The following is a 15,887-nucleotide window of genomic DNA, read 5'->3' on the forward strand; positions in this document are numbered from 1 at the left end:
CGCGCGTCACTCCCCTCGGGCGCCGGCACCCGCGGCGACTCGGTCGAATGCCTTCATCCGGTCCAGCACCCGGTCCGGGGTCGGCGCCTGCATCTCGTCGGCTATCCGGCCGTCGGCCAGGAACACCACGCTGTCCGCGTAGCCCGCGGCGACCGGGTCGTGGGTGACCATCAGCACGGTCTGATCGAGTTCGTTCACGGCGTCGCGCAGCAGCGCGAGCACCTCGGCGCCCGAGCGCGAGTCGAGGTTGCCGGTCGGCTCGTCGGCCATCACGATCTCCGGCCGCCCGACCAGTGCCCGGGCCACCGCGACCCGCTGCTGTTGCCCGCCGGAAAGCTCGCCGGGCCGGTGGTGCAGTCGCTGTGCCAAGTCGACCGCGGTGACCACCCGGTCCAGCCAGGCCGGGTCCGACTTGCGGCCCGCGAGCGACGCGGGCAGCACGATGTTCTCCAGCGCGGTCATCGTGGGCAGCAGGTTGAACGCCTGGAAGACGAATCCGATCCGGTCCCGGCGCAGCCGGGTGAGCTGCCGGTCGGTGAGCGAGCCCAGCTCGGTGTCACCGAGGAAGACCGCGCCGTCGGTGACGTCGTCCAGGCCGGCCAGGCAGTGCAGCAGCGTGGACTTGCCCGACCCGGAGGGACCCATCACGGCGGTGAACCGGCCGCGGGGGAAGCCGATGGTGACGTCGTCCAGGGCGCGCACGACGGTGTCCCCGACGCCGTGCACACGCGAGACGTGTTCGGCGCGCGCCGCGTAGTGCTTCGTGGGGTCGATGGTGGTGGTCATGACGATCCTTCTCGGGAGAGGGGACGGGAGGAAGCAAGGGGTGCGGGTCGACCCACATGGGCGGGCGCAGTCGCGGCGTCGGCCCGGTCGACCCGGTCGACCCGGTCGGCCGTGCCGGCCGTGCCGGCCGGGACGCGCCGATCGCGCGGTGTGTCGTCGGTGCGCCGGCTCGACCGGGTCCGACCCCGGCCGCGGTCGCCCGAGGGCTTGAAGACGGACAGCGCCGTCGCGGCGATCAACGCGAGCAACTGGAAGATCACCACGACCAGGTGCCAGGTCTGCAGCGGTGGCAACGCGTCCGCGTTGCCACCGGAGGCGGAGGCGGCGATCATCCGATGCGCGAACTGGCTGACCACACCGGCGCCGGCCACGATCACCGCGATCAGCAGCACGATCTTGATCTTGATCCAGAGGTGCTGCCACAGCCCCCAGGGCGTCCGCAGGCACAGCAGCACACCGGTGATCAGCGACAGCACGGCGAACGGAATCCCGCCCGCCAGCGCGAATATCCGCATCAGCTGATACGCGCCGTGTCGCAGCGCGGGGTCGTCGGTCGCGCGGGCCACGATGCCGATCAGCAGCATGACCCACTCGACGCCCAGCAGGCCGACCGCGAACACCACGTGCCCGGAGTTGACCGCCCTGCGGACCGACCTCGAATAGCGCCGTTTCCCGGTCGTCGGGGACGCGTTCACGGTGACCTCCTGGAAGCAATGCCGGACGGGAGCGCGGGTCGGGGCGTGGGCCCGGGCCCGTCGGCGAGGTGCGGAAACGGCCTCGCTCCGGGGGCCTCGTCGACGGGAACAACTCTTCCGATTCGCGGCCCGGCCGGCGTCCGGCCCGGGGATGCACCGGCCCTGCTGCCCCGGCAGGTCCAAGAGGCCCTCGACCAGCACGTTCCTGCTCCCTGGGGAGCAGCCTCCAGGGACCCGTCTGCTTCCCCGGGAGCATCCGACAAGCCCACGCGCAGCGGACGCGCGCGGCCCCCCGCTCCCCCTACCGTTGATCACATGACGAGCCCCTCGAATCCCCCGACCCGGAGCCCGGGCTCGCGGCCCCGAGCACCGTGGTCGCGGGTTTCCCGCCCCGGCGCACACTGGCTCGCGCACACGCTCGGCCCGGTCCCACCCGTCGTGCGCGACATCGCGCTCGGGGTGCTGGTCTGCGCGGTGCAAATGGGCACGATGCTCTTCGCGAACCATCGCCAGCCGGACCCCGCCCGGGCCCTGGACGCATGGGGGGTGCTGCTGATCGTCGCCGGCCCGTTGGCGCTGATCGTGCGCCGCCGCCACCGCGCGGGCGTGCTCGTGGTGACGGTCGGTTCGGCGCTGGTCTACACGATGCTCGACTATCCGCGCGGCCCGATCTTCTTCGCGATGATCATCGCGTTGTGGGGCGCCTTCGCCGCCGGCCTGCGCCTGTTGGCGTATGTGGTCCTGGTGCTGGGCTACACCGGCTTCGTCTGGATATCACCGCTGGTGACCTCCGAGTCGACGCCCGACCTCGGGCCGGCGCTGGGCATCGCCGCGTGGTTGCTGGTGCTCGCGGGGATCGGCGAGGTGGTCCGGCTGCGTCGCGCGTTCAACGCCGCGGAGGCACAGCGGGCCCGGGTGCATTCGCTCGGCCTGGCCGAGGCCGAGCGCCGCCGGGCGGGCGACGAACGGCTGCGCATCGCCCGCGAGTTGCACGATGTGCTCGCGCATCACATCTCGCTGATGAACGTGCAGGCGTCGGTGGGCCTGGAGTTGATGGACACCTCGCCGGAGCAGGCCCGCGAGGCGTTGACCGCGGTCAAGTACGCGAGTCGGGAGGCGCTGGGCGAGTTGCGTTCGGTGCTGGACATCCTCAAGGGCGACTCGGTCGACCATTCGGGTCCCGACGGTGCCCCTCGCGCGCCCACCGCGGGTCTGGACCGGCTCGACGACCTGGTCGCGCGCACCTCCGCCGGTGGGCTGACCGTGCGGGTCGAGCGCACGGGCACCGTCCGCCCGCTGACCGCGGCGGTGGACCTGGCGGCCTACCGGATCGTGCAGGAGGCGCTGACCAACACCCTGCGGCACGCGGCGGCGAGCGAGGCCGTGGTGGGGGTGACCTACGGCGAGACCGGTTTGCAGGTGTCGATCCGCGACAACGGCTGCGGGCCCGAGCCGAGCTCGTCCCCCGCCGACGCGCTGACCTCCGGCGGCAACGGGCTGCACGGCATGCGCCAGCGGGCCGCCGCGCTCGGCGGCCGCTGTGTCGCGGGACCGGTGCCGGGGCGCGGCTTTCACGTCCAGGCCCACCTGCCCTACGGTGATCGCGCCGACGCGCAGGGCCGCGGCAAGGCTGCGCCGACCGCGTGGGCGGCGACCGCCGGCGGTCCGACGCAGTCCATCGAGGGGGACGCATGATCAGGTTGGTGCTGGCCGACGACCAGGCTCTGGTGCGCGCGGGCTTTCGGGCCCTGTTGTCCGCGCAGCCGGACATGGAGGTCGTGGGCGAGGCGGGCGAGGGCGGCGAGGCGGTCCGGCTCACCCGCGAACTGCGCCCTCACGTGGTGCTGATGGACATCCGGATGCCCGGCATGGACGGCCTGGAGGCGGCCCGGGTGATCGCGGCGGACCCGGCGCTGACCGACGTGCGGGTGGTCATCCTGACCACGTTCGACCTGGACGAGTACGTCTTCGAGGCGCTGCGCAATGGCGCGAGCGGCTTTTTGGTCAAGGACACCGAACCGGCCGAACTCCTGCGCGGGGTGCGGGTGGTCGCGGCGGGCGACGCCCTGTTGTCGCCGAATGTGACGCGCCGGTTGATCGAGGAGTACGCGGCCGGCGCCGCGCGGCCCGCCGTCGCGCCGTCCGCCGAACTGGCGCTGCTCACCGAGCGCGAGCGGGAGATCGTCGGGCTGGTCGGCCGCGGGTTGTCCAACGACGAGATCGCCGGACACCTGGTGCTCAGTCCGCTCACCGCGAAGACCCACGTGAGCCGGGCGATGACCAAGCTGTCCGTGCGCGATCGGGCCCAACTGGTGGTCTTCGCCTACGAGACCGGCCTGGTCACCCCGGGCCGCACCTCCCCCTGAGCAGGCGACCCGAGCGCATCGGCGCGGCCGGCGACCGGGGCGATCGACGGCCCGCCGACCGCACCACCGACAAAGCGCCGGACGGGCCGTGTTCGACCCGTCCGGCGCTCGTGACGCGGCGACTTCCGCCGCGGCCGATTCCTCGGCCCGCTCCTCGATTCCGCCGCTACCGCCCTACTCCTTGGCGCCGACCGCGTCGATCGGGGCCGGCCGCAACAACCGGCGGGCCACCGGGGCCACCGTCAGCGGCGCCAGCAGGAGGGCGGCCGCGCTGATCGCCAGGCACAGCGGCAGCGGGACGTACGGGGTCGTGGTGTCGAACGAGCCCTTGTTGAACGGCACCAGGGTGGCCAGCGCCACCGACATGCCCAGCCCCAGGCCGATCGCACCGACCATGATCGCCTCGCGCCGCAACACCGCGCGGACCTGGCCGTGCGTGCTGCCGATCATCCGCAGCAGGCCCAGTTCCCGGTTCCGGGCCGCCGTGGTGACCGCCATCGTGTTGATCGCGGCGATCGTCGCGAAGCCCGCGAGGATGACCAGCATGATGTAGTTCAGCCACTTGTTCGTCTCGCGGTCCTTGTCCACCTGGGTCGCGTACGCCGCCCGGTCCTGCACCGACACCCCCGGGTGACGCTGCGTCAGACCGGTCAGCGCCGCGTCCGCGGCCCGCACGTCCGCTCCGGCGGCGAACCGCACCAACAGCCGCGTGTCCAGCGCCGTCTCCACGTGTCGCTCGACCGCGGCCCGCGGCAGCGTCACCGCTGCGGTGCCCAGGCCGCGCTCGTAGATCGCCACCACGATGGGGTTGATCGCGGTCCCGTCCCCCAGCCACATCGACACCGGCTTGCCGACCTTGCCGTGCAGCGCCGACGCCATCTGCCGATCCAACGCGACCACGCCGCCCTGCGGTTGCGGCGCACCGGACCGCAACGCGTCGGTGCTGCCCTCACGCACGCCCAGATCCAACGTGGTCGACAGATCCTGCGTGGTGCCGCCGACGCCCTGCGCGCTCTGCTTCGCCAGGCCGCCGTCCCGAACGACCACGACCGAGGTGTTCAGCACCGACGTCACCGACGCGACACCGGGGGTGGCGGCCACCCGGGCGGTGGTCTGCGGAGCGAAGCCCGGCCCGGCCAGTACCCGATCCGCGGTGATCGCCTCCTTGGACTGCACGCTCGCGTGGTGGTCCTCGGCCGCGAACATGAAGCTCAGCGTGGCCGCGAAGGCGACCGCCAGCGCGATCGGAGTGATCGCCGACGCGAGTCGCCGCGAGTTGGCCCGGGCGTTGTCGAAGGCGAGTTGTCCGGTGGTGCCGAACAGGCTGCCGACCCACCCGAACACCGACACGAGCAGGTGCGCCAGAATCGGGCCGAGCAGGCCGATCGCGATCATGAACAGCATGATCACGCCGCCGGCCGCGGCGATCGCGTCGTCACCGGTCGCGTTCAGCGCGACCCGGGTCACCGCGATGCCGCCGCCGAGCGTGCCCAGTCCGAGCACCAGCCGGATCCAGCCGACGAAGACCCGCTCGGTGGCGGCGTCGCCCAGCGCCTCGGTCGGCTTGATCTTCGCACTGCGCCGCGCCGCGAGCAGTCCCGCGCCCAGCGCGGTCAGCGTGCCCGCGCCGATCGCCACGACCATCGGGATCCAGCCCACCGAGAGCGTGACGCCGTGCGCGACCAGGCCCCGGTCGTCCATGGCCGAGAACCACCAGCGGGCCAGCAGCGTGCCGGGCAGCACCCCGACGGCGCCCGCCACCAGGGACACCAGAGCGGTCTCGGTGGCGATCATCCGGCGGATCTGCCACGGCGTGGCCCCCACCGCGCGCAGCAGCGCGATGTCGCGCCGGCGCTGCCCCACCGACAGCGCGGTGGCGCCGGCGACCACGAAGATCGCCACCATCAGCACGATGCCGCCCAGGGTGCCGCCGATCGCGGTGAACATCTCCTTGGTGTTGCCGAAATCGCTGTACTCGGCCGCCCCACGCGCGTTCCCGGTGGCCACCTTGGCACCGGTGCCCGCCACCGCGGCCCGCACGTCCTCGGCGACCTTGCCGGTGTCCGCGCCGGCCGCCGGGAGCACCCCGATCGCGGTGACCGTGCCGGGGTGTCCGGCCAACCGCTGCGCGTCCGCGTCGGCCACGTACAGGTGCGCGCCCTCTCCCGGCACCACGCCGCTCACCCGCAGCGCGACCTCGCCGCCGGGCGTGGTCGCCCGCACCGTGTCGCCGACCTTGGCCGACCCGGCCGCGGCCATGGTCAACACCACCTCGCCGGCGCCCGGCGCGGTGCCCTCACGGGTGCCCGCCAGCGGCGCCGAGGACCAGCCGTGCCCGGCCGGTGTGGTCCGCTCGATCTGCGCCGGGAAGGTCAGGTCGGGGATCACCGCGCGCACCCCCGGCACGGCCGCGATCCGCCCGGCGAGCCCGGCGTCGATCCGGGTCCGCTCGGGCAACGGGGCCGATTCGGTGTACTTGCCCTCCCCCTTGCCCAACTGCTTGCTCACCTTGTCCGGCCCGCTGACCAGGATCGGCGTGTCGGCGTACCGCTCGGGGGTGGCATGCGCGCGGATGCCGCTCTCCATGAACACACCGCACATGGTGACCAGCATCGCGGCGAACAGCAGCGCCACGAACGAGCCCGCGAAGGACGCGGGCCGAAAGCGCACCGAGGTGCGCGCGAGACCGTTGGGTCGAAGCAGCGACATCAGGCGGCCTGTTCCTGTCGGGTGCCCACCTGCGAGAGGTCGACCATCCGGGCGGCGATCGCCTCGGGCGTGGGCCGGTACAGCTCGCCCGCGAGGTTGCCCTCGGCCAGGAAGACCACCCGGTCCGCGTAGGACGCGGCGACCGGGTCGTGGGTGACCATCACGATGGTGGCGCCGGTCCCGTCCACCGCGTGGCGCAGCAGGGTGAGCACCTCGGCGGCGGTGGTGGTGTCCAGCGCGCCGGTGGGTTCGTCCGCGAACAGCACGTCGGGCCGGGTGACCAGGGCGCGGGCGATCGCCACGCGCTGTTGCTGACCGCCGGACAGTTGCGCGGGTCGCCGATTCGCGTGCCGGTCCAGGCCGACCGTCGCGAGCACCTCGGCGGCGCGCCGGCGATCGGCGCGCACCCCGGCCAGGCGCAGCGGGAGCAGGACGTTCTTCTCCACGGTCAGCGAGGGCAGCAGGTTGAACGCCTGGAAGACGAAGCCGAGCCGGGTCCGGCGCAGCCGGGTGAGCTCGTTCTCCTTCATCGCGGTCAGGTCGTCGGTGCCCAGCAGCACCCGGCCGCCGTCCGGCCGGTCCAGGCCCGCGGCGCAGTGCAGGAAGGTGCTCTTGCCGGATCCGGACGGGCCCATCACCGCGGTGAAGGTGCCCCGGGGGATGGCCAGATCGATGCCGCGCAGCGCGTGTACCGCCGCCGCGCCCTTGCCGTACGCCTTGGTCACCGCGTCCAGCCGCACCGCGCAGTCCACCGAAGCGGGCGCCGCGTACCGCGGGGTGTACGCGGCATCCTTCTTCGCCTGCCGTGTACCGCGACCGCCTCGCCCGAACATGCTGCCTCCCGTGCCTCGTAACGCCTGTCGAAACCAACAGGTTCGACGCTACAAATCGGGGGCTGTGCGGCACGAGGGTGCGACCACGCGGATCGGGGGTGGGGGCAACCCCACCCCCGACACGGCGAGGGGGTGGGGACGGGCCGCCCCGAGGCGGTGCCTGGGGCCGCGGGTGCTCAGGCGACCGGGCGGGCGCCCGGCTTGGCCCGGCTGGGCACCACGAAGGTGACGCCGAGGGCGACGACGGCGGCGACGGCCGCGCAGACGAAGGTCAGTACGAAGCCGCGTTCGGCGGGCAGTCCGCCCGGGCCGGGGTTGGCGGTGAGCAGCGTCGTGGAGATCGCGCTCGCGCAGGACATGCCGACGGTGCGGGCGATGGTGTTGATGCCGGTGGCGATGCCGGTCTGCTCGACCGGGACGGCGCCGACGATCAGGTTGGCCATCGCCGACATGGCCAGCCCGATACCGATGCCGAAGATGAACATGGCGACCAGGATGTGCCAGCCGCTGGTGTGCAGGAGCGCCAGGAACGTGAAGCCCGCGGCCATCAGCACGCAGCCGGCGACCATCGCCAGCTTCGAGCCGAACCGCTTGTCGATCACGCCGGCCATCGGGCCGATCAGCAACATCGCGAACGCCTGCGGCAACACGTAGAGACCTGACACCGTCACGGTGGTGCCGAAGCCGTAACCGGTGCTCTCGGGCATCTGCAGGAAGCGCGGCACGAGCAGCATGCCCGCCATCATCGAGAAGCCGACGAGCAGGCCGCCCAGGTTGGTCGCCCACACTCCGCGCAGCCGCATCACCCGCATGTCCACGAGCGGTTCGTCCGTGCGCGACTCGGCGAACACCCACAGTCCGAGGAAGACGAAGCCGGCCACGAACAGGCCGACGGTGTTCAGGGAGCCCCAGCCCCAGGACTCGCCCTTGCTCAGCGCCAGCATCACGCCGACCAGACCGAGCGACAACAACGCGCCGCCGAGCCAGTGGATCCGGGTCTTGACCCGGACCGGCGATTCGGGGATCAGGAACCACGAGGCGATCGCGGTGACCAGGCAGGTCGCCATCGGGATCCAGAACAGCCAGTGGTAGGACAGGTGGTCCATGATCGGACCGGTGATCACGATGCCGATGCCGCCGCCGATGCCCATGATCGCGGACATCAGGCCGATCGCACCCGCGCGGCGCTCCGGCGGGAACTCGTCGCGCACGATGCCGAAGGAGAGCGGGAACACCGCGCCGCCGAAGCCCTGGATCACCCGACCGATGATCATCAGTCCGACCGAGTCGGCGAGCGCACACACCAGCGAGCCGAACGCGAGCATGCCGATGGTGAACACGAACAGGCGCTTCTTGCCGTACATGTCGCCCAGCCGCCCCAGGATGGGCGTGGTCACCGAGGCGCACAGCAGGTAGCCGGTCATCAGCCACGAGGTGGCGTCGGCGGTGGCCCCGATCTCGGTCTGGATCTGCGGGAGGGCCGGCGCCAGCATCGACTGGAGCAGCGAGTAGGTCAGCGCACCCATGATCAGGACGAGCAGGACGAACCCCGTCCGGCTCATGCCCGCGGGCGCGGCCTCGACCGGGGTTTCGGGTGCGATGGGCGGGACAGTGGCGGACGGCGCCTGCTGCGCGCTCTTCAAGGTTGGTTCCTTACATGTACGGGCCACCGACAGGAACGCACGGCGCCCCGTGACAGGGTTTTTGGTTGGGTGTACCAACCGACTTTATGCGGCGCAGGAAGACTTGATCACCGTTCAACGAGACGCCGGGGTAAATTCCCCGTAAGTATTTGCTGCGCAATCTTCCACAATCTGTCAAATAACGGCCAAACCTCGACGGGCGATTCTGTGCCAAGATCGATCTGACGCATCGTCACTTCCTGGGAGGGCAACCCCGTGGCGGATCGAGAACCAGAGCTGCGCATCACCCACATCTCCGAGACCCCATGGCACGAGGTCAAGGCCCAGTCGCACGGGGGCCGACGCACCTCGGTCTGGGAGAAGTTCCTGGAGTGGTCCCCCGAGCGCATGGTGATCTACGCCCGCTACGACGCGGGTGTCGTGGTCGAACGGCACGGCCACATGTCCGAGCACTACGTCTTCGTACTCGCCGGCGAGGTCCTGATCGGCGACCGCCCGTGCCCCGCCGGCACCCACATCACCCTCGAACAGGGCGCCGCCTTCGGCCCGCTGATCGCCGGCCCCGAGGGCGCGACGCTGTACGAGGTCATGTGCGGCGACCCCCGCGCGGTCCCCGCCGACCGCGAGGGCTTCGACCGCCTGTGCGCCGAACGCGACATCACCCCCCTCCCCAACCCCCCGGTCCCCTGGCCCGACTGGCTGGCCACCCGCACCGACGGCAACCCCGGCGCCTAGGCCCGGTCCGGCGGATCCCGGTGGATCGAACACGCAACGCGACCCGTCGCGGGACGGCGCGGCGGGCGCGGCGCGCAGTGGGGCCTGGCCGCAGGCACGGAAAATCAGGCCACCTGTGGGCAGGTGGATCTGTCATCGGAGGCCGCAAGCCGCCTAGCCTCGCGGTATGGACACGGAACTGGACTCGAATCCGACGTCGGACCCGGACCGGGAGCTTGCGCACTGGAGCGCGGAGCCCGGCTGGCTCAACACCGCGAGCAGCGGCCTGCCACCGGATGTCGCCATCGCGGCGCTGACCCGGGCCCAGGAGACCTGGCGGCGCGGGCGGATCGACATGGACGGATTCCACGCGGCCGGTGAACGGGCGCGTGCCTGCTTCGGCCGGATCGTCGGCGCGCCGGCCGAGGCGATCATGGCGGGCAACACCACCTCCGGACTGCTCGCGCCGTTCGCCGCCGGCCTGCCCGCCGGTGGGCGACTCGTGGTGCCGGAGGTCGAGTTCACCTCGAACCTGTTCCCGTGGCTGGTCCAGGAGGCCCGCGGCGTCGAGGTGGTCACGGTGCCGACCGCCGAACTCGTCGAGGCGATCGACGAACGCACCACGGCCGTCGCGTTCAGCCTGGTCCAGTCCGCCGACGGGTCGATCGCGGCGGAGGCGGACATCGTCGCGGCGGCCCGCGCGTACGGTGCGAGCGTCTACGTGGACGGCACCCAGGCCTGCGGGTGGCTGCCGGTGGACGCGACCCGGTACGACCTGTTCGTGGTCAGCGCCTACAAGTGGCTGATGGCCCCGCGCGGCGCGGCGTACGGCTATGTCGCACCGGAACTGGCCGCCCGCACCCTCCCGCACGCCGCCAACTGGTACGCCGGCGCGCCCGACGTCGACCCCTACTACGGCCCGCCGCTGCGGCTGACCGACAGCGCGCGCCGGTTCGACACCTCGCCGTCGTGGTTCTGCCAGGTGGGCGCCGACCCCGCGCTCGAACTGGTCGAGCGGATCGGGGTCGAGCACATCCACGCCCACGACATCGCCCTGGCCGACCGCTTCCGGACCGGCCTGGGCCTGCCGCCCGGCGACAGCGCGATCGTCGCGATCGACCTCCCCGACGCCCAGGCCCGCCTGGCCGCCGCCGACATCCACTTCTCGGCGCGCGCGGGCCGCACCCGGCTCGCCTTCCACGTGTACAACACCGACGCCGACGTGGACGCGGCCGTGGCCGCGCTCACCGCCTGACCCACCGGGCCCGCCCGCCGACGGCCACGCCGAGCGGGCCGGACACACCGGACGGGCCCACGTCCCCTCCCCGACTCAGAGCAGCACCGAAGCCAGCGACCGCCAATCCGCCATCGGCGCCTGCGTCATCGTCTCGCCGAGCACCTGGACGCAGACGTGGTCGGCTCCGGCCGCGAACTGCGCGTGCACGCCCGCGTGGATCGCCGATTCGTCACCCGAGACCACCAGTCGGTCGACCAGCCGTTCGCTGCCGCCGTCCGCGAAGTCCTCCTCGGCCAGGCCCAGACGCAGCAGGTTGCGCCGGTAGTTGGGCAGTTCGAGGTAGATCCGCAGGTGCTCGCGGGCACGCCGCAACACCGTCTCGCGGTCGGTCGCGACCACCACGGCCTGCTCCACCGCGAGCAGCCGATCCGGTCCCAGCGCCGCACGCGCCTGGGCGGTGTGCTCGGGCGTGACCAGATAGGTGTGTGCGCCGTCGGCCCGCTCCCGGGCCAGGTCCAGCATCCGCGGGCCGAGCGCCGCGAGCACCCGCGGCGGGCGCGGGGCGTCGCCGCCGGCCGCGAAGTACAGCGAGGAGTCCATCGCGTCCAGGTACTCGCGCATGTGCGCGAGCGGCTTCTCGTACCTGCGCCCGCCCGGCCGCAGGCCCTCGACCAGCCCGCCGTGACTGATCCCCAGCCCGGTCAGGAAACGCCCCGGGTGGGCCTCGTGCACCGTGCGCGCCGCCGCGTTGGCGGCCATCGCGTCCCGGGCCCACACATTGGCGATCCCGGTCGCGGCGGCGATCCGCGGTGCGGCGCCCAGCACCAGCAGCGCCTGGGTGAACGCCTCGCGGCCCACCGTCTCGCCCCACCACAGTGCGCCGTAGCCGAGTTCGTCGAACTCGGCCACGGTCTCGCGCAGTTTCGGCACGGGCAGGAAGTCGAGCGCCGCGGTCCACAGCCCGATCCGGCCCAGGTCCGGACCGGACCCTCCCGCGAGCCCCGGCGCGGACCGAGGCCCGGTGGTGGTCGGTATCGACGAGGGTATGGGTGCCGGTGTCGACGGCGGTGTGGTCATGGCGCGCTCCCGAGATCCTGGCGTCCTGTAACGCTGTAACAGAGAGATTCTCCCGCACCATACCGGTCGACATGGTCCACCCTTGGTTCCGAGGGAACCATGGACGCGGAATCATGGTCTGGTCACACGTACCAGGTGCCAACCGCACCCATGCCGTTGCCGGATCCGTCGGAGACCTCGTGCAGAGTCCGTTGTTCAACCACACGCTGCGCCAGTCCGCAGAGCGCTACAGCCTGCAGAACGCGCACATGCTCCGGGTACTGCTGGCCCCGGAGGTGGGCACCGAGGTACTCGCCCGCAAGGGCGCGATGGTGGCCTACCAGGGAAGCGTGCAATTCGAGGGGGCGTTCCAGACCGCCGCCGAGATCCGCACCGGCGCGCTGACCGGCGACATGCTGGACCTGATGCGCTGCCACGGACACGGCACGGTCTACCTGGCCAATCAGGCACAGAGCATCCACATCCTGAATCTGCACAACGAGTCGCTGATCGTCGAGGACGAGAACGTCCTGGCCCTGGACAACACGCTGAACTGGAGCGTCGTACAGATCGACGCGGGCTACAACGTGGGCGGCATGGGCGCCTATTCGATGCAGATCGGCGGCACCGGCAAGATCGTGATCACCACGTCCGGCGCGCCGCTGGTCCTGCGCGCGTCCCACGATCGCGAGGTGTTCGCGGACGCCGACGCGGTGATCGCCTGGACCGCCGGCCTGCAGACCAGCCTTCAGGCGCAGGCCACGTCCTCGCGGATCTGGCGCCGGCGCCGACAGACCGGCGAAGGCTGGACGATGGCCTTCACCGGCGAGGGCTACGTGGTGGTCCAGCCCAGCGAGATCCTGCCGGTGAACCTGACCGCGATGGACGGGAACCGCTTCGTGGGCATGGGTCGGGACGGCTTCCAGAACAACACCTGGGCCGGCCCCGGCGGCCCGCACGGCGCACCGCCCCCGCCGCCCGGCCCGGGTGGGCCATACGGCGGCCCCGGCCCCTACGGCCCCGGCCCCCAGGGCCCGTACGGTCCGCCCGGGCCGTACGGCCCACCCCGCTGATTCCTGCGCCCAGGCGTCGGCCGGGCCCCGCGTCGGCGGGCACCCGGCCCACCCCTCCTACCGCACCCGCGGCCGAGGCGCCCGCGCCAACTGCCGTGACTGCGCGACCAGTCGGTCCGCCGAATCCCACACCTCGCCGTCCTCCTCCAGGTAGCCGCCGGCCAGGTTGCGCGTGGTCAGCGACACCCGCAGCCACCCCGGCACCGGCCGGGCCCGCACGTGCACGGTCAACTCCACGGTCGGCACCCAGCCGCGCAGGCCCAGATCGAACGCGGTCGGCGGCAGCGCGTCGACCGCGAGCAACAACGCGAGCGGGTCCGGGTCGCGGCCGTCCGCGAGCCGCCACCAGGCGCGCACCTCACCGCGTCCGGACGGCTTCCCGGTCAGCCAGCCGGCCGCCGCCGGATCGAGCAGTTGCTCGGTGCGGTCCATGAACGTGCTGCGCCGGATCGGCGCCACATCGGAAAAGCTCGCGGCGCACTGCTCGGGCGAGGGCAGTTCCGGCGGCCGGGCGGTGGTGTGCACCTGCGGATCCAACCCGGCCAGATCGCCGTAGGTGGCGGTCACCTGGACCCGACTCTCGCCGTCCTGCACGATCCGGGCGGTGCCGGTGCTGAGCGTGCGCCCGGTGCGCAATACCTCCGTACGCACCTCGGCGGGCCCCGGATGCGACGTGGTCAGGTAGTGCGCGGTGATCGTGAACGGGTCCGGATGCGGCAGGGCCGCGCCGAGCGCGCGGCCGGCGAGGGCGAGCAGGTAACCGCCGTTGAGGCCCATGCCGAACGCCCAGTCCGGCGAGAGCGTGGTGTCGTAGACGCCCGACGCGTCCGGGCGCGGAACGCACCTGGTGTCCCGATCGAGTTCATGGAGCGGCGCGGCGACCGGCCCGGTCTCGGCGGATGCCTGTTCGGTCATGGTGACGACTCCACGGGTGCTCGACTGACGAACAATCAGCTTGGCACAGTCATGGATCCGGCCGGCCGGCGCGTCCACCGGCCGGCGACCGCGCGCCCGGACCGGCCCCGCTCACAGATACGAGCCGTCGTCCTCCCCGCCCGGAAACCCGTGCGGTGGTCCCACCTCGGCGTTGTTCCGCAACATCAGGGTCAACCGGATGCCGCCCCACAACCCTTCCAACCAGCCGATCAACTGCGCGTGCACGATCCGTAGTTCCCCCACGCTCGGCGCGTCGCCGTCGGCGAACGGCCGGGCCAGGCGCGCCAGTTCCTCGTACAGGTCGGGCGCGAGCGATCGCCGCAGCTCGGGCAGCGAGCGCTCGTAGACGGTGCGCACCCGGCCTCGGCCGGACTCGTCCAGCGGCGCGTCCCGCAGTTCCTCCAGAAGGTGGCGAATCATCTCGGCGACGCGCATCACGCGGTCGGGCGCCGGCACGAGTTCGCCGAGTGCACGCCGGTCGTCCCCGTCGTGGGTGGTGGTGACAATCGGATCAACCATGCGCCGCGCCTACCCGGCGCGGAAGCCGGAAAACCGCCGGGGGGTCAGCCCCGGGCCCGCGAGGCGGGCGGAGCGGACGGTCCGGACGGCCCCGGATCGCACTCGCGCACCGGCGGGGTGTGCTCGTCGGGCAGCGGGTGCGCACGCGCCTCGTCGTCCTCGGCGGCCGGCTCGGCCGCCGGCCGCTCACCCCCGCGCAGCGGCGGAATCGGGCCCCCTTCCGATGCCTGCGCCACCGTCGGCGCCCCGACCGCCCGGGCGTCGGCGGCCCGCTCCGCCCGCGCCCGCGCCTTGGCCGCCCGCAGCACCACGATCACGCCCGCGAGGAACAGCAGGTATGCGACCGCGCCCACCACCAACCAGGTCCACACAGCCCTCTCCCCACGCCAGTCGATCACCAAGAGCTATCAACCGAAATCTACCCGTAGGCAAGGCCCGCCCAACGCGTCTCGTGCGTCCGCCTCGTGCGGGTTCCGTGGAGAACCCGCGCAGATCGCCGTTCACGCCACCGCCGGCCCGGCCGAACGCACCGCACCTCACTTGCTTGCGAAAGAAGCACTCCCGATATATCGTTGAGCCATCGCGAACGATCGCGATACACACACAAGATCAACAAGGAGAAACTCATGCACCGCAGCAAGGGACGCCCCCAGTGGGGCGCGGAAGGACGAGACCGCCCGGCCTTCGGCCCGTGGGGCCCGCCCGGCCCCGGCCCGTGGGGACGCGGGCACGGCCGCGGCGGACCGGAGGGACGCGGTCGCGGCCGCGGGCGTGGTCGCGCCCGACGCGGCGACGTACGAGCCTCGATCCTGGCTCTGCTCACCGAACGGCCGATGCACGGCTACGAAATGATCCAGGAGATCGGCGAGCGCACCGGTGGCGTGTGGAAGCCCAGCCCCGGTTCGGTCTACCCGACCCTCCAGCTCCTGGAGGACGAGGGCGTGATCGAGGGCGTCGAGGGCAGCGGCCGCAAGCTGTTCACCCTCACCGACGCCGGTCGCGAGGAGGCCGCCGCACTCCCCGAGGGCACCAAGCCCTGGGACGAGGCCAGCCGGGGCGTCGACTTCGAGGCGGTCCACGACCTGCGCTCGGCGATGCACGGCATCGGCGACGCGCTGCGCCAGCTCATGATGAACGGCACCGAGGCGCAGCGGGCCAAGGCCCTGGAAGTCGTCAACGACACCCGCAAGCGGCTCTACCTGATCCTGGCCGAGGCCGACTGATGTGGGTCGCCCGGATCACCGACCACCGGCTGCGGTTCGGCACCTCCGTGCCGAGCCGCAGGCCGGTGCCGCAGCAGGTGCCCCGGTAGTCGAGACC

The 15,887-nt window shown here is 72.3% G+C and carries 15 protein-coding genes; 6 read left to right on the forward strand and 9 right to left on the reverse strand.

All coding sequences use genetic code 11. The annotated features are described in order from the left end of the window. Positions 1-6 precede the first annotated feature (6 nt). Positions 7-786: an ABC transporter ATP-binding protein gene (locus ACH4U8_RS19680; protein WP_360306093.1), complete on the reverse strand. Its 780-nt coding sequence runs from the start codon at positions 784-786 to the stop codon at positions 7-9. After that, complete coding sequence (locus ACH4U8_RS19685; protein WP_395779007.1) at positions 783-1,481, reverse strand: hypothetical protein; 699 nt, start codon at positions 1,479-1,481, stop codon at positions 783-785. The genes ACH4U8_RS19680 and ACH4U8_RS19685 overlap by 4 nt, the downstream gene beginning before the upstream one ends. A 315-nt stretch (positions 1,482-1,796) precedes the next feature. Here ACH4U8_RS19685 and ACH4U8_RS19690 point away from each other — a divergent pair, with 315 nt between their 5' ends. Continuing rightward, positions 1,797-3,176 (forward strand): sensor histidine kinase, encoded by a 1,380-nt coding sequence (locus ACH4U8_RS19690; RefSeq protein ID WP_395779009.1) that lies wholly within the window; start codon positions 1,797-1,799, stop codon positions 3,174-3,176. Then, positions 3,173-3,847 (forward strand): response regulator transcription factor, encoded by a 675-nt coding sequence (locus ACH4U8_RS19695; protein WP_360306099.1) that lies wholly within the window; start codon positions 3,173-3,175, stop codon positions 3,845-3,847. Before ACH4U8_RS19690 ends, ACH4U8_RS19695 begins: the two co-directional genes overlap by 4 nt. Before the next feature lie 174 nt (positions 3,848-4,021). Here ACH4U8_RS19695 and ACH4U8_RS19700 read toward each other — a convergent pair whose 3' ends face one another. The 3 genes from ACH4U8_RS19700 to ACH4U8_RS19710 all read right to left on the reverse strand — a co-directional run bounded on the left by ACH4U8_RS19700 (position 4,022) and on the right by ACH4U8_RS19710 (position 9,032). Further along, on the reverse strand, positions 4,022-6,556 hold the full coding sequence (locus ACH4U8_RS19700; protein WP_395779011.1) for an ABC transporter permease: 2,535 nt from the start codon (positions 6,554-6,556) through the stop codon (positions 4,022-4,024). Continuing rightward, the gene (locus ACH4U8_RS19705; protein ID WP_360306103.1) at positions 6,556-7,389 is read right to left on the reverse strand and encodes an ABC transporter ATP-binding protein; all 834 of its coding nucleotides are present in this window, start codon (positions 7,387-7,389) and stop codon (positions 6,556-6,558) included. Before ACH4U8_RS19705 ends, ACH4U8_RS19700 begins: the two co-directional genes overlap by 1 nt. A gap of 176 nt (positions 7,390-7,565) precedes the next feature. Then, positions 7,566-9,032, reverse strand: coding sequence for an MFS transporter (locus tag ACH4U8_RS19710; RefSeq protein ID WP_395779013.1), 1,467 nt, complete (start codon positions 9,030-9,032; stop codon positions 7,566-7,568). 255 nt (positions 9,033-9,287) lie between these two features. Here ACH4U8_RS19710 and ACH4U8_RS19715 point away from each other — a divergent pair, with 255 nt between their 5' ends. Then, a complete protein-coding gene (locus ACH4U8_RS19715; RefSeq protein WP_360306107.1) occupies positions 9,288-9,767 on the forward strand; it encodes a hypothetical protein in 480 nt (159 codons plus the stop codon). Between the two features lie 166 nt (positions 9,768-9,933). Then, positions 9,934-11,001: an aminotransferase class V-fold PLP-dependent enzyme gene (locus tag ACH4U8_RS19720; protein WP_360306109.1), complete on the forward strand. Its 1,068-nt coding sequence runs from the start codon at positions 9,934-9,936 to the stop codon at positions 10,999-11,001. Positions 11,002-11,076: 75 nt separating this feature from the next. Here the strand turns inward: ACH4U8_RS19720 and ACH4U8_RS19725 are convergent, their stop codons facing one another. After that, positions 11,077-12,060, reverse strand: a complete 984-nt coding sequence (locus tag ACH4U8_RS19725; RefSeq protein ID WP_395779015.1) for a TIGR03620 family F420-dependent LLM class oxidoreductase — start codon at positions 12,058-12,060, stop codon at positions 11,077-11,079. 179 nt (positions 12,061-12,239) lie between these two features. Here ACH4U8_RS19725 and ACH4U8_RS19730 point away from each other — a divergent pair, with 179 nt between their 5' ends. Then, the gene (locus ACH4U8_RS19730) at positions 12,240-13,112 is read left to right on the forward strand and encodes an AIM24 family protein (protein WP_360306113.1); all 873 of its coding nucleotides are present in this window, start codon (positions 12,240-12,242) and stop codon (positions 13,110-13,112) included. 57 nt (positions 13,113-13,169) lie between these two features. On the opposite strand, the gene ACH4U8_RS19735 is transcribed toward ACH4U8_RS19730, so the two are convergent. The 3 genes from ACH4U8_RS19735 to ACH4U8_RS19745 all read right to left on the reverse strand — a co-directional run bounded on the left by ACH4U8_RS19735 (position 13,170) and on the right by ACH4U8_RS19745 (position 14,938). Further along, positions 13,170-14,027, reverse strand: coding sequence for a thioesterase family protein (locus ACH4U8_RS19735; RefSeq protein WP_395779017.1), 858 nt, complete (start codon positions 14,025-14,027; stop codon positions 13,170-13,172). 111 nt (positions 14,028-14,138) lie between these two features. Then, positions 14,139-14,567, reverse strand: a complete 429-nt coding sequence (locus ACH4U8_RS19740; protein ID WP_395779019.1) for a proteasome activator — start codon at positions 14,565-14,567, stop codon at positions 14,139-14,141. A gap of 44 nt (positions 14,568-14,611) precedes the next feature. Continuing rightward, the gene (locus tag ACH4U8_RS19745) at positions 14,612-14,938 is read right to left on the reverse strand and encodes a hypothetical protein (protein ID WP_395779021.1); all 327 of its coding nucleotides are present in this window, start codon (positions 14,936-14,938) and stop codon (positions 14,612-14,614) included. 255 nt (positions 14,939-15,193) lie between these two features. Between ACH4U8_RS19745 and ACH4U8_RS19750 the strand changes: the two genes are divergently transcribed. Continuing rightward, positions 15,194-15,790 carry a PadR family transcriptional regulator gene (locus ACH4U8_RS19750; RefSeq protein ID WP_395779023.1) on the forward strand — a complete coding sequence of 199 codons (597 nt, stop codon included), beginning with the start codon at positions 15,194-15,196 and terminating at the stop codon, positions 15,788-15,790. Positions 15,791-15,887 lie beyond the last annotated feature (97 nt).

Source organism: Embleya sp. NPDC020886 (assembly GCF_044333915.1).
Classification (GTDB): domain Bacteria; phylum Actinomycetota; class Actinomycetes; order Streptomycetales; family Streptomycetaceae; genus Embleya.

Excerpts from the sequence above, each read along its gene's own strand:
- ACH4U8_RS19725 (WP_395779015.1), bottom strand. The coding sequence starts at position 12,060 with ATGACCACACCGCCGTCGACACCGGCACCCATACCCTCGTCGATACCG.
- ACH4U8_RS19695 (WP_360306099.1), top strand. The coding sequence starts at position 3,173 with ATGATCAGGTTGGTGCTGGCCGACGACCAGGCTCTGGTGCGCGCGGGC.
- ACH4U8_RS19690 (WP_395779009.1), top strand. The coding sequence starts at position 1,797 with ATGACGAGCCCCTCGAATCCCCCGACCCGGAGCCCGGGCTCGCGGCCC.
- ACH4U8_RS19740 (WP_395779019.1), bottom strand. The coding sequence starts at position 14,567 with ATGGTTGATCCGATTGTCACCACCACCCACGACGGGGACGACCGGCGT.
- ACH4U8_RS19750 (WP_395779023.1), top strand. The coding sequence starts at position 15,194 with ATGCACCGCAGCAAGGGACGCCCCCAGTGGGGCGCGGAAGGACGAGAC.
- ACH4U8_RS19720 (WP_360306109.1), top strand. The coding sequence starts at position 9,934 with ATGGACACGGAACTGGACTCGAATCCGACGTCGGACCCGGACCGGGAG.
- ACH4U8_RS19680 (WP_360306093.1), bottom strand. The coding sequence starts at position 786 with ATGACCACCACCATCGACCCCACGAAGCACTACGCGGCGCGCGCCGAA.
- ACH4U8_RS19735 (WP_395779017.1), bottom strand. The coding sequence starts at position 14,027 with ATGACCGAACAGGCATCCGCCGAGACCGGGCCGGTCGCCGCGCCGCTC.
- ACH4U8_RS19700 (WP_395779011.1), bottom strand. The coding sequence starts at position 6,556 with ATGTCGCTGCTTCGACCCAACGGTCTCGCGCGCACCTCGGTGCGCTTT.
- ACH4U8_RS19705 (WP_360306103.1), bottom strand. The coding sequence starts at position 7,389 with ATGTTCGGGCGAGGCGGTCGCGGTACACGGCAGGCGAAGAAGGATGCC.